Genomic DNA, 14,705 nt, shown 5'->3' with positions numbered 1-14,705 from the left:
AGTCAATTATTGTTTGTGTTAGAAATTTTTCTTTTGCCAGAGATAATCTACAATTACAAAAAACTTTTTTTGAGGTATAAAGTTTAATTTTTAGTAAGGTTTAGAATAATAAATAATGATATGTGCGTAGTGACTGTATAAGGAAATCTCTTTTTTGATCTCTTTTTTTAAGGTATTAAATTGTTGATAATTTTAGCTTATAAGATTTCCTGTTCATCTATTAAGTAAAGAACTAATAGAGACCTCTAGAGAAGGCATTTCTGTCATAACTTTACTACGAAGAGTCATAGTATCGTTTATTACTTATATCCAGATTGAAAACTTATGCTATATATAAATTATTAGTTGTGTTATAAGAATTATATTCTTATCATATTTTAACTATTTTTGTTTTTAGTTATGAAAGTCTGTATTGCCGAAAAACCAAGTGTTGCCCGAGAAATTGCCTCTGTATTGGGAGCTAATACTAAATGTGATGGGTATTATGAAGGAAATGGGTATGCCGTAACTTACACTTTTGGGCACTTATGTACACTATTGGAACCCAATGATTATAAACCGTATTGGAAAAGCTGGGATCTTAATAATCTACCTATGTTACCCGATAAGTTTAAAACTAAGGTAGTAGATAATTCGGGGATTAAGAAACAGTTTAGTATTATAAAAAAGTTGTTTGATAAAGCAACAGTAGTTATTAACTGTGGGGATGCGGGTCAAGAAGGAGAACTTATACAACGATGGGTTATAGATCAGGCAGATTATAAAGGAGAAGTACAACGGTTATGGATCTCATCATTAACTACCGAGGCTATCAAAGAAGGTTTTGAAAAATTACAACCTTCTGCAAAGTATGATAATCTTTATTATGCGGGATTTTCAAGAGCAATAGGAGACTGGTTGTTGGGTATGAATGCTACACGATTATATACAGTTAAACATGGTGGGTACAAACAAGTACTATCTATAGGTAGAGTACAAACACCAACACTAGCTATGCTAGTCACCCGATTTAAAGAGATTCAGGATTTTAAACCACAACCGTATTGGGAATTACAAACAGTATATAGAGATACTCTTTTTAATTGCGAGGAAGGTAGATTTTTAAAAAAAGAAGAAGGAGAAGCCTTTGCTAAGGTGGTAAAAGAAAGTGATTTTGAGATCATATCTATAACCAAGAAAAAAGGAAAAGAATATGCTCCTAAACTTTTTGATCTTACAGGATTACAAGTGTACTGTAATACTAAATTTGGGTTTTCTGCAGATGAAACTTTAAAGATAGCTCAAAAATTATATGAGCAAAAGGTAATTACCTATCCAAGAGTAGATACTACTTTTTTACCTAACGATATTTATCCTAAAGTACCTGAAATATTAAAAAAATTGAGTCGCTATCAAAATCTTACACAAACTATATTAAGTAAGAAGATTAAAAAATCTGCTAAAGTTTTTAATGATAAAAAAGTAACAGATCACCATGCTATTATTCCTACTGGTGTAGAGATTAATTTACAATACAATCAACAACAAGTGTATGATATCATTACAAAACGATTTATTGCGGTATTCTATGAAGATTGTTCGGTAGCAAATACAACCATAATAGGAAAAGCCGATACTGTAACATTTAAAACTACAGGGAAAGAAATTTTAGAAAAAGGCTGGAGAATAGTGTTTGAAAAGGCAAACTCTAAAGAGAAAAAAGAAAAGGATATATTACCTTCTTTTGCAAAAGGAGAAAAAGGTCCACATGAGCCTTCTTTTTTAGAAAAAGAAACTAAACCACCAAATCAATATACCGAAGCTACTTTATTACGTGCTATGGAAACAGCAGGGAAACAAGTAGATGATGATGAAATGCGTGAATTGATGAAAGAGAACGGTATAGGCAGACCTTCTACAAGAGCTAATATTATCGAAACACTTTTTAAACGAAAGTATATTGAGCGAAATAAAAAGCAAATCCTACCAACTTTGACAGGAATACAGCTTATAGATACAATAAGAAATAAATTACTTATTTCTGCGGAACTTACTGGGCAATGGGAAAAACAACTAAAAGAAATTGAAAAAGGAAGCTTTCATGCGGGGACTTTTATTAAAAACATGAAAAATATGGTAGATCATTTGGTGTATGAAGTTCGTACAGAAAAAATACATGCCAATATCTCTCATGTGACAATAACCAAAGCTTCTGACTCTAAAAAAGTAAAGAAAGAAAAAACGATTAATGATCAAGGTTGTCCTAAATGTAAACAAGGGAAACTTATCAAGGGTAAAACTGCTTATGGATGCAGTGCTTATAAAAATGGATGTGATTTTATTCTTCCTTTTTATTTTGAAGGCAAGAAAATATCTGACAAACAATATATTCGATTACTCCAAAAAGGATGTACTGTAAACCTTAAAGGTTTTAAGACTTCAGAAGGGGATAAAGAGGGGTTGATTCGTTTTGATGATCAATTTCGAATACTTTTGGAAGAAAAGAAAACTACAAGTGTTTCTGCCTCTAATAAGATTCCTAATCCTATGCCTTGCCCTGTTTGTAATAAAGGAACGGTTATAAAAGGAAAAACAGCTTATGGATGTAGTGCATACAAAAATGGATGTGACTTTAGATATACATTTGATACCATTCGAACAAAAGCTAATGGAAAACCATTAACCGATTTTTTAGTTTTTTCTTTATTACATAAAAAATTGAAAACAGATTAAGTATTTTATCTGTAGAGTTAAATTTTTTTAAAAAAATAGAGATGCTTTATAAAAAGTACTATTAATCCTAATAGAGTTTGTGATATATCTTTAAATTATGTAAAAAAATAAATAACCTTAATGAATACAAATTTTTACATGATTTATTATTTTCAAAAAAGGTTGTTGAACTATTTTTACTTTATAAGGTATGATCTTTTATTAAAAGAGATTTTTTTACTCTTCCTTTTTTAATAGTTTTCATTATTTCGTCTAATGCTTTCTGTAGTATAAAAGTAAGTGTTATAAATAAAAGCATGAGTAAAAATACCTTAGTTATTCCTGATTGTCTAAACCCAAATATTCCTTTTCCCCAAGATATTAAGACCCATTGTATGACATACATTGTAGTTAGATTTTTACTGCAATACACTAAAGTTGTTATCATGAAATTTTCTCTTACCTTAGATAATGTTATATGAATTAGCCATAAAAAAATAAGAGTCCATCCTGCAAAATAGATCACTCCTCCTGGTCCTAGATAAAAAAAAGTATTATAATGATACTCTTTATAAAAGAAAACAAGTGGACCTCCTAATAAAATACAAAAAAGACCTATAAGCATCATTTTTTTAAATATAAATGATGGGTTATAGTTAATTTCTGCATACCATTTTCCAAAGAACATTCCTATTATAATAAATGATACCCAAGGAAATACAGGGAAATATACATATGCAGGAAAATCATTACTAAACAAAAGATCTAAAACATAATTAACCCCAGGAATATTGATATTGATCCCACTAAGTTCTCTAGAAATGGAAGCTATAATTAGACCTATAGCAAGGATTCCAAACTTGTTTTTTACATACTTTCTAATGAAACCTATGATAAGTAAAGACATTCCTGCTAGCTGCAAAATATCTCCTAATAATACCAAATACAAATATTGCATTTCTAGCGGTGCATCCCATTGAAATTTTTTCATGTAATTTTCTGGAACAAATTCAAAAATTATGGGTATCATAAATTTCATGAAATTCATTAATAATGCTACTAATAAAAGTACAGCACCACGTTTAATTGAGCTTTTAAGACTTTGATTACGTGAGGTCATAAAGGTAATACCCATACATATTAAAAATATAGAGGTTCCTCTTCCCAAAAATCGAATAAAATTCCCTAAAAATGTTTCTGATTGTGTCTCTATATTACCATATATAAGTAAGGTATGAATTATAATCATTCCGATAACACTTCCTCCTTTTATTAAATCTAAGGTTAAAATTCTGTTATTTTGACTTTTCATGTATTCTATTTATGAGTTTCTTTAATCCACATTGTAGAGTTTAATTCTCTCAGGCTTGCCTCGAGAACAAAATATATTTTCGGAAGCATCCCTTGTGAGCTTGTTCCAAGGTTATTGATTTTCTAATCTATTTTTCTACCAAAAAATATGTTCTTTGTAGACTAATATCCTAGTCATCAATTACGGATTAAAAAAGGCATGTAACGAATAAAAATAACAACAACAACTACTATAATTATCTTTATACGCATGCCTTTTTTACCTACGTTATTCCTTTAAACTTTCAATTCAGAGAGATCTGAAAGCTCTTTAATTTGTTGATAATTTATTTTTCCATTGGGGGTCAGAGGTACATTTTCTATACATTTTATTTTTAAAGAACTTGCATGAAGATTAAGTGTATCTCTTAATACTTTATTGATAGAATCATTGGTTAAATTTTTATTAAGGTGGATAACAGATAAGTATTTATCATCCATTCCAGTACAAATAAAAGTCTCTCCTCCTAAATTATTTTTTAGGATTAGTTCTACTTCATCAAGGTTTATCCTTGTTCCAAATAATTTCATGATACGTTTTATCCTCCCTATTATGTAATAGTATCCAGATGCATCTTTTTTGGCAATATCTCCTGTATATAATTTATTTGTCTTTTTATAAGCATTCAGATCTTCTGATTCTCTTGCATATCCTCCAAAAACATTTTCTCCATAATAAATCAACTCATTCGTTTCTTTTTCTATTTCAAAATGCCCTCCCTTAATAGGCATACCGATAGAGGATCCTTTTTTTAATAAATTGTCGGGATGTAAAAAGGCCATACGTCCTGCAGCTTCAGTTTGCCCATATTGAGCATAAAAAGGAATATTGTATTTCTTTGAATATGCATCGATTACTTGAATTAATGCTTCATTAAGAATTCCTCCTGTTTGTGTCATATATCTTAAAGATTTGTGTTCCTTTTTGAAGAAACCTATTCTATGTAACATTTCATATACGTAAGGCACCCCGCTAATGGTAGAAAACTTATAGGATTTAAAATCTTCCCAAAATCCTTTTTGTAAAATATCTTTATCCGTACAAATAATGGTTTTACCTTTCATACAATTTGTTGTAAAAATAGATAACCCATAAACAAATATAATTGGGACATTAAGTGGTACAATATCCTCATCCTTTATAGGCATATATTCTAAAATTGACATTGCATTTTTTACCAAATTTTCATCTGATAATTTTACAAATTTAGGAGTCCCTGTTGTTCCTGATGTACTTAAGAGTAGTTTGATATCCTTATGAATAGTATACGTTGGCTTATTTCTTCTTTTAAACAATCCTATGGATGAAGATGCTAAATATCTTTCATAACCCTCTATTTCTGTTCTGGAAGGGTCGTAAATATAGTACGGTTGATAAATTTCTTCCAAGTTTTGTTTGAATTGTATATGCAGTTGGTTACTTAATAGAGAAATAGTAAAATGACTTTGCAAAAAGTTTAGGAATACTTCTATCGAGTTAATTTTATTGTTGCTGTATACAAATGCTAAACCGTGAAAATCTTCTATTGTTATGGATTTATGAAAATCTTTTACATTAGACGAGTTTCCTGTATCTGGATCGACAAATCTTAATTTTTTGTTTTGTTGTATTAAATCGTACAGTTTCATTTTATTTTATTTTATAAGTAATATGAATATCTAAATCAAGTATATATTGATGTCTTCATATAATTTTGATACCATATTTTTTTAACATATCCTTTACCTTGGTAACACTTCCCATTTCTAAAACATCTTCCATTTCAATAGAAACTTTATAAGCACTTTCTATCTCCTCTACCAATACTAAATGGCTCATAGAGTCCCACTCTGCAATACCTTGATACTCTAGTTCTTCTGTGATTTCTTCTATAGGTGTTGAAAATGCTTTTGCAAAAACGCCTAATAATTCTTTTGATGTGTTCATTTTATTTTAATAGATTTTAAGATTTATTTTTTAAATACTTTTAAATTTTTATGTATTTCCATTTTCCTTTTTTGAATACTATAATACATGCTATTGCTAACACTAATTCTGAAATCAGAATAGCAACAAAAATACCTTTGGGTCCCCAATCCAAACGAACTCCAAATAAATAGGATAAGGGTATCTGTGTTATATAAAACATAAGGATATACAAGAGAGTTACTACTTTTACATCTCCTGCTGCATTAAGAGCTCTGGAAATAACCATCGTATATCCTAATAACACATAAGCTATAGTTATATAATGAAGATATAAGACTCCATTTTTTAACACTTCAGGATCATTCGTAAATAATAATACTACTGGTTCTGCGGTAAATTTCCAGAATAGAGCTACTAAGCATAGAAAACACATATTTAAGAAACCTGCTTTCCACACCGATTTTTCTGCTCTTTCGTGTTGATTAGCTCCTAGGTTTTGCCCAGTTAATATTCCTGCAGCATTACCGATTCCCCAAGCAGGCATGGTTGCTATTGAAGCTACTCGTTGTGCAATAATATATCCTGCCAAAGCATTAGGACCAAAATGAGAAACTATTTTGATCATTAAAACCCAACTGGATGCAGGGATCATATATTGAATAGCTCCTGTTATAGCTAGTTTCAATACTTTTTTGATCAAAGATAAAGAGAGCATTAGTTGTTCTTTTCCTATAATCATTATAGTTTTTCCTTTAGCCAAATGCCAGAATTGATACAAGACTCCTATAACTCTGGCTATTGCGGTTGCCAAAGCAACTCCTAGTATACCATACGCAGGGATGATACCCCACCCAAAAATTAGTACAGGACATAGAACAATATTGATGGTGTTAGATATCCATAAAGTACGCATCGCAATAGCTGCATTTCCTGCTCCTCTAAAAATTCCATTGATAGAAATTCTTAATATGATAAATACAATACTGGCAAACATAATTTTAGCAAACCACTCTGCTTTTGCAACAAGAGCAACAGGCATTCCTACCAATAGTAGTATTTCTTCATAAAAAACAACACATAGTATGCTTAAAATTAAAGAAATAGCAAATCCTATATAAATAATTTGCATAGCAGTTAAGCCTGCTTCTTTAAACTTTTTTTCTCCAATTCTTCTTGATATAATTGAGGATGCAGCTATACTTAATCCAATTGAAATAGAATAAGCAAAAGAAATCACAGATTCTGTTGTTCCTACGATTGATATTGCTCCTGCTCCTAATCTACTAACAAAAAATAAATTAGAACATACAAAAAGAGATTCCATTACCATTTCTAAAACCATGGGAACAGAGAGTAGTACTATTGCTTTATTAATACTTCCTGAAGTGAATTTTTTTTCTTTACCTAATAAAGCTTGTTTAAAAAGGTGAAGAACATATCTTATTCGTGATATAATTAGTTTCATTTTAGTTCATGAGGTTTTAACCTAATCAGTTACTATTAATGATTCAGACACATGTAAGTTGATTACAATAAAGCACTTCTAGATATCCATACCTATGCTTGTCATAAATCGAACTTACATGTTCTGAAAAAGGATAGTTTTATTAACTGTATTTTGGTTCCACTTGTTTAATTAATGCAAGTGGATTCTCTAATTTTCCACCTTTTTTTGGTATAACAAATCCTGTTCTTTCTTCATACCCTTGATGTAACCTTGAGCTATTGATATAGAATTTTTTAAACTCAGGAGTGAAGATGTCGTATTTATCGAATTTCCAATTCAAATCAGGATGTTCTTGTTGATATTCGATAATTACATCTGTAACATTTTCCCAAAATGTATTTTCATTATATCCAGAATATACCTGTAAGACATTACTTAAATACCTGAAATAAGCATCAAAAACACCAATAAGTATAAACAATGGAATATTCTCTTTATTAGAGGACTGTATTAAACCGTCAGACAAATCTTTCGGTAAATTTTCTATTGCTTCAGAGGTTACTACAATATCATCTACAAAGTCTTTTATTACGATACGTTGTGGGATATAATTTTTCATAACAATAATGATATTTTCCCCATGCGGTGTTACACATAATGAATGTTTGTAATAAATATGTAATAGAGGTTTTAAATATGCTTGTAGATACGCGTCAACCCATTGTTCTTTGGTTAATCCAGATTTACAAATTAATTCGTCTACTAAGCTTTTTTCGTTATCATCTACGTATAGCAATGCTGCCATAGTCATTAATTTTTCTCCAGGCTTAAGATACTTATCCGCACTTTCCCGCCATAGTACTCCTAGCATTTCATTATATTGATAGGGCACTTCTTTGATAGTACTATATTGAGGGTGTAAGTAAGATACTGTAGCTATTTCTCCCAAAAGAATTAAGCCAGTATTTTGTAAATACGAGTCATTATTAAGTATATCACTTACCCATTGTGTTACTTTTGGAGCAATGTTCATTTGCTTAGGAGATAACCCTCTTATATTTCCTGTACTTAATATAGATATAGCTGTTTTTGTATAATGTTTTTTAGAATCACTAATATTGAAAAAGGTTCTAATACTTTGCTGTGGCGAAAAGATATCATCACTTAATCCCATAGGGATTATTTTTTTCTCTACAATTTCCGAAGTAAATTGCATGATTAATTTATTTGTCCATTGCCATTCGTGAACAGGAATAAACATATAATCTTTTACTTCTACTTTTTTGTCTAATAATATTTGATAAAATATGTTTAACTTTTCTTTGCCTAATTCTTCTTTATAAAACTGATCCTGATCAATTGTCTGTAAAGAATTAAAAGAAGCTCTGCTTTTATGAGCTGCTATCCATATAAGTTTAACATTTTTATCAGATTCAGGCGCATAATTTTTATAATCACTATGGTTAAATCCTATACGGCTTTTATTAACAATAACCCAGGGATGCCCATCCATTTGATGCTCTATTGTTTGATAATCGGCCTCGGCCAAAGCTTCAACATTCAGTCTTCCCCTTAGTAATATAGAAGCATCTGCATATAAGGTGTTAAGTAGCTCTTCTGTATAATGAGCCATAGTAAAGGGCTGGATACTAAATGATTTTTGATTTTCTATAAAAAATTCAGGGACATTAATACGTTGGTTTAATTTCCCGTTTTCGTATTTTTTAATTGTGTTTTTATGAACATACCAATAATCAAGCATTCTTGCTTCTGCTGAGAATGTATAGTATATTGATTTGCTGTCAGTATGAAGTATAAAATGGGTAATGTTTTTATCATCCACATTAATTACTTCTGGTTTTGCAACCTGTTCATGCATAAGTTCTGACAGACTTTTCGCTAATAAATTTATATTTACTTTTTTCCAAATTTTTTCATCAGGAAAGACAGTGCTATTTAATGGTTTTGCAGTCATTTTTATTATGAGCTTTAATGAGTAATTAAGTTTTTTTTATGCTAGCACTCCCAAAGGTTTTTCGGTTTGTTTTTCTGAATTTTCTACACCAAAATCTTGAAAGGCAATGCGCTTTTCTACTTTATAGACCTCTCTACCAGTAATTTGATTAATAATATATGAGTTACGATATGCTCCCATACCTAAATCTGTAGATATAAGGCTGTGTGTATGTATTTCTGCATTTTGCACAAAAATATCATTAGCATCAGTTCCTATACTGTAGTTTCTTTTTACATCAAACTGCCCATTATTTTTACGAGAAATTCTTTCTTTGATTCCTTGAAGAAAATTAGGCTCTACATATTTATACCCAGTTCCTAATACAACAAATTCGCTTGTACTCTCAAATTTTTTGTTCTGTTCTACATGAGTAAACTGTAATTTATAATTTCTTTTGTCCTTTTTTTCTATATAATTTAATTCACTATTGGGTTGAATTTTTACATTAATTTTTTTATCTCCAACACTCATTCTATATAAGGTGTCATATATCTCATTGATAAGGTCATAATTAATGCCTTTAAACTGAGCAAATTGATTTGATAACATTTTTTTTCTCTTTTCTGATGGCATATTAAAAAAGTAGTCTACAAAATCAGGAGAGGTCAGTTCTAAAGTTAGTTTAGAATATTCCATAGGAAATAATCTATCGGGTCTTGTATACCATTCTATCCTAAGATCTTCTCTTTTTTCTTGCAAAAGATCATAAAAAACCTCGGCAGAACTTTGTCCAGATCCAATAATGGTTACCGATTTACTATTTAGAAGTTCTTCTTTTTTAGATAGATAGTTGGATGTATGAAATACATAGTCTTTCATCTCATTGCTAATAAAATCAGGAAGAGAAGGCTTAGTTCCAGTGCCTAACACTAATTTTTTTGCATAGTATACATCTGTTTTATTGCCTTTTATATCCTCGACAGTTACTTCATATATACCGTCATTGTATTGTAAAGAGGATACTCTATGAGAGAATTTGCAACTAGGAAGTTGTTTGGATACCCATTTACAATAAAGATTGTATTCTTTTCTAAGAATATAGAAATTTTCTCTGATAAAAAATTTATACAACCTTCCTGATTGTTTCAAGAAATTAAGGAAGCTATAAGGGTTAGTAGGATCAGCCATGGATACACAGTCACATAAAAATGGAGTTTGAAGCGTTACATAATCTAACATTAATCCAGGGTGCCAGTCAAACTCATCTACTTGATCAAAAAAAACGGCAGAGACATCTTCTATGGGGCTTAATAATGCGGCTAGTCCTAGATTAAAAGGGCCTATTCCTATTCCTATTACGGAATGTATTTTATTATTTTTCATATTATAATATATTTTGTGTTGATTCTTCTGCAATCGGGTGTATGAGTATGTCTTTATTTTGTGGAAATTTAGCCCAATACCATTCTCTATAACAAAAGTTGAGGTTTGCTTTTTTATGTGGCATTTCAATAACTTTTTCAATTTTAAAACCTACATGCGCTTTATTCATCATTGAAGCTAAAGAATTTACGGCTCCTTCTCCAATCATTTTTCCAACCTCTGGTTGTGCAAAGACATAATCAATCATACACTGTGTAAAGGGGGATACATATTTTTTCTTAGGATCTGTAGGAGCGATAAACTGGTGAGTTCCATAGTCTGTTGGTAATACATCGTAGTAATCCCCAACCATATCTCTTATCGCCCAGTATACCTCAAAGTTACAAGTAGGTATCCCATTTGCTTCTCCTATATAGCTACTTAGTGCATTGCCAGCAATCATTGTTCTGTAGTAAGCTTCTAACTCTCGGATAGACCAATCCATTTGCCATATTTTTTTGGCATGATCTCGATGAAACCATTCATGTAACATTTCTAGATCGCGATCAAGATCCAAATGACGTATACTAATTGTAACATCTTCTTTTGGAAAATAACGACTATAGATTATATCTTTCGATTTAGGTGATAATAAGGTTTTTGAATAAAAAAATGTATTTAATGGATTATAGTAGGAACGATAAATGGCTGGATTTTCTCTGGAAGCGGTAGCTTCATCCATTTTATTAAGATTAGTTAATAAATTTCCTTTTATACCTAGCCTTGGACTAGTTAAAAAATGATTTATATACCCTGTTGTATCTAATTTTTCGATAGATTTAAAGCAATCGTAAGTAATTTTTATTAACTCTAATTCATTTGCTAAGCCATTTTTTCCTAGTGCGTTTATTACTCCAAAAAGGTTATTCGATATCACATAATAATCCCAATACCTTCGCATCCTTGATTGTGGGATAAATGCTTTTCCTTTTTTTCCTAAATCAGGAAATATTTTTAAGAGTTCTTCTTTCTTTTCTTCTCTAAAGAAAAAAGCTTGATTATCTCTGAAATAAATTGCAGATGGAAAAAAATCTTCTGCTAATTCTAATATTACATTTTGTTGATGATACTCACTTCCAAACCCATAAGTATTAAAAATTCCGATTAGTGGTCTTATACCAATGTCAAAATATTTTTTATACCAATTTTTGGCAGTTTCCTCTAAAGATGTTCCATGTATTTCAGAAGCCTTTTCAATAATAGTTTTTATTCGTGATGATTTTCCTAGTATACTATTCTGACATATTCCTGCTAATAAGGATACATTTTTCTTAGCTAGATTTTGTTTAAAAACATTTTTACGAATACTTGTATTAAAACCATCAATTATTTTCCCTTTATGTGAAACTGTTATATATGCAGGATCGGTTATAAAATTCATTTCCGGAAAGTCTCTTTTTATTCCTTTTCCCCATTCTGTTTTTAGAAGACAACTACCTTCATAGCCTCTATATAATTCATGAGCATAGTTTATTCTGTAGGAGTTTGTAATTTTAACATGCAAAGAAAACTTGTACATCCAGTCACTTTCTTCATTATAAACTGTTCTTACAGAAGATGTTGCTGTGTATTGCGCACCTGATTCGCCAATACTATATAATAATCCTGTTTTTTGCATTTCTATTACGTCTGGTTGATTTAATAGATATTTTGCTTCCCATGGATGAGATGGAACTATTTTCCAACTAGGATTGTTTTTTAGCATTTTTTTTGCATAATCATTTTCGCTGGCAAGTATCTCTTTTTTTAAGAATTGAGATGGTAATTCCCCATCTGCATTTTTTTCATCTATATTATCAGGATGAATTAGAAAATAATGTAGCTTGAATCTTCCTTTTGTTTCTGGGGAATATTTTAATAAGTCTTTGTCAGAAAAACCTTCTCGTGTTTTTGCCAGAGGGTGTGCATTGTGACCTAATATCAGAGATTGTTCTGCGTCTATAAATGACAAATAAGCACTATTAGCAGTTGATTTTGACTCTTGGAAATAAGAAAGAAATGTATCTAAGTTATGTATACTATTCTTCATTAATTGTTGAGTAAATGTTTTGTCAATATCAGGAAACTCAGATTTTGCATAAAGAGAAGTCAATTCTAAGAAACGAGAATACTCTATTCTTTTAATGATATTTTCTTTTAGGTTTCTTTCAACCACAGGGAAATAAAAAGAATGTATTCCTGTTTCAGAAAAATATTTAATTGGGACATAAACCTCATAGTCTATATCAGAAAAATCAATTTTTAAATAGAGGAGGAGCCCTGTAGATTCAATATATTCTTTAAGGGTATTATCATATTTTGGAATACCTTGATATTTACTCCAATTAGTAAATTCTCTACAATAGCTATTAAGTAATGCTGTAAAATTAATTTCTTCGGCTTCCTTATATATTTCAGATGGATTGTAAATACTCTTGTCCATGATTTTTTATCTTTTTTAATATGTTTTTTGTGTGATTGATTGTTGTAAGGGGATTGAGAATGGTAAATTTTAGAAAAAATTTATCCTCAACTTTGGTACTTGCTATAAGAACTTCTCCTGTAAAAAATAAAGTTTTCTTGATATACTGATTCATAGCACAAGAATCATAGTTTTGCTCATTTTTTGGTAAGTATCGAAAAACTAATGCTCCTAAATCAGAATGATTTAAGAGTTCAAAATCATCCTGAGTATCCAAAAACAGAGCTGTTTTTTTTGCGGTATCAATAATTACTTCTGTATATTGGCCTAGTTTTTCTTTACCTAATAATCGTAGTGTACACCATAGTTTTAAGGCATCAAACCGACGAGTACTTTGGGTAATAGATTTATTGATCTGTGCAGGAAGTTCATCATAATCCTGATCATTAGGATTAAGATAATCAGCATGGTGTTTAATTATATTGAGATGATATTTGTTTCTGACAATAAAGGCACTACTACTAATAGGCTGAAAAAAAGATTTATGGTAATCTACAGTAACAGAATCTGCTAATTCAATTCCATTTAATAGATGTCTATACGTATCCGTTAATAATAATCCACATCCATATGCAGCATCAATATGGTACCATAAATTATAATGGTTAGCAATTTTCCCTAAATCATTTAAAGGATCTAAATTTCCAAAATCAGTTGTTCCTGCTGTTCCTATTATTGCAATAGGTATGTTTCCTAATTCTATCTCATTAGTGATGGCTCTTTCTAAACTTTTTAGGTTCATTCTAAACTGAGAATCTGTTTTTACTTTTATCACAGCCTGTTCTCCTAATCCCATCAGAGAAGCATTTTTGAGGTTACTAAAATGTGATTTTTCTGAAACAAAAATTCTAAATCTAGAAGATTCAGGAGGATTACCATCTATTTTTATATTATGTTTTAAATGCTCCAAAGAGTAATAATCTCTAGCTAATAATAGTCCCATTAGGTTGCTTTGAGATCCTCCTGCATTAAAAATACCATCACAATTAGAGTCAAATCCAATTTGGTTAGCCGTCCAATCGATTAGTTTACGTTCCATAAAAGTTCCTCCAGCACTTTGGTCGTATGTGTCTTGAGAAGAGTTAATGGCACTAATCAATACCTCTGCTGCAAGTGCAGGTATAACTACGGGGCAATTTAAATGTGCTATATAATTAGGCAGATGAAAGGCTGTTGCATGGTTGACATACAATGTTTCTATCTCTTCAAAGAGACTTTTATAATTTTCTAATGGAGTGTTAAAATCAATTGTCTTAAAAACGGACAATAAATCTGCAGGCTTTATACCACTAAAAGGTGTTTTGTTATTTTTTAAAAAACGAGAAATACATTCTCTGGCAATTTGGATAGCTTTAGAATATTCTTCTTCAGAATTTTCATGAAAAATATCCTTGTAAAAGTCCCCATCAAACAACTCTTGCAAAGAATCTATATCAGGAGCTTCTAATAAAACTTGGTTATTCATTGT

General features: G+C 30.4%; 9 protein-coding genes. 1 reads left to right on the top strand and 8 read right to left on the bottom strand.

The genetic code is table 11. From position 1 onward, the window contains the following. The first annotated feature begins 399 nt into the window (after nt 1-399). Nucleotides 400-2,712, top strand: coding sequence for a type IA DNA topoisomerase (locus H527_RS0111175; RefSeq protein ID WP_027412801.1), 2,313 nt, complete (start codon nt 400-402; stop codon nt 2,710-2,712). Between the two features lie 181 nt (nt 2,713-2,893). On the opposite strand, the gene H527_RS0111170 is transcribed toward H527_RS0111175, so the two are convergent. From H527_RS0111170 to H527_RS0111135, 8 genes are all read right to left on the bottom strand, one after another. After that, the gene (locus H527_RS0111170) at nt 2,894-4,003 is read right to left on the bottom strand and encodes a heparan-alpha-glucosaminide N-acetyltransferase domain-containing protein (RefSeq protein ID WP_027412800.1); all 1,110 of its coding nucleotides are present in this window, start codon (nt 4,001-4,003) and stop codon (nt 2,894-2,896) included. A gap of 275 nt (nt 4,004-4,278) precedes the next feature. Continuing rightward, the gene (locus H527_RS0111165; protein WP_027412799.1) at nt 4,279-5,670 is read right to left on the bottom strand and encodes an AMP-binding protein; all 1,392 of its coding nucleotides are present in this window, start codon (nt 5,668-5,670) and stop codon (nt 4,279-4,281) included. Nucleotides 5,671-5,725: 55 nt separating this feature from the next. Further along, nucleotides 5,726-5,968 (bottom strand): acyl carrier protein, encoded by a 243-nt coding sequence (locus tag H527_RS0111160; protein ID WP_027412798.1) that lies wholly within the window; start codon nt 5,966-5,968, stop codon nt 5,726-5,728. Nucleotides 5,969-6,008: 40 nt separating this feature from the next. Further along, nucleotides 6,009-7,415: an MATE family efflux transporter gene (locus H527_RS0111155; protein WP_027412797.1), complete on the bottom strand. Its 1,407-nt coding sequence runs from the start codon at nt 7,413-7,415 to the stop codon at nt 6,009-6,011. 142 nt (nt 7,416-7,557) lie between these two features. After that, nucleotides 7,558-9,372, bottom strand: a complete 1,815-nt coding sequence (locus tag H527_RS0111150) for an IucA/IucC family protein (RefSeq protein ID WP_027412796.1) — start codon at nt 9,370-9,372, stop codon at nt 7,558-7,560. 36 nt (nt 9,373-9,408) lie between these two features. Further along, complete coding sequence (locus tag H527_RS0111145; protein ID WP_027412795.1) at nt 9,409-10,737, bottom strand: lysine N(6)-hydroxylase/L-ornithine N(5)-oxygenase family protein; 1,329 nt, start codon at nt 10,735-10,737, stop codon at nt 9,409-9,411. 1 nt (nt 10,738) lies between these two features. Further along, on the bottom strand, nt 10,739-13,198 hold the full coding sequence (locus H527_RS21885) for a GNAT family N-acetyltransferase (RefSeq protein ID WP_035087928.1): 2,460 nt from the start codon (nt 13,196-13,198) through the stop codon (nt 10,739-10,741). Further along, a complete protein-coding gene (locus H527_RS0111135; protein WP_027412794.1) occupies nt 13,170-14,702 on the bottom strand; it encodes a pyridoxal phosphate-dependent decarboxylase family protein in 1,533 nt (510 codons plus the stop codon). The genes H527_RS21885 and H527_RS0111135 overlap by 29 nt, the downstream gene beginning before the upstream one ends. Nucleotides 14,703-14,705: the final 3 nt, after the last annotated feature.

This window comes from Aquimarina muelleri DSM 19832 (assembly GCF_000430665.1).
Lineage (GTDB): Bacteria > Bacteroidota > Bacteroidia > Flavobacteriales > Flavobacteriaceae > Aquimarina > Aquimarina muelleri.
Note: the sequence above shows the minus strand (reverse complement) of the source record. Positions and strands in the feature narration are given on the sequence as shown.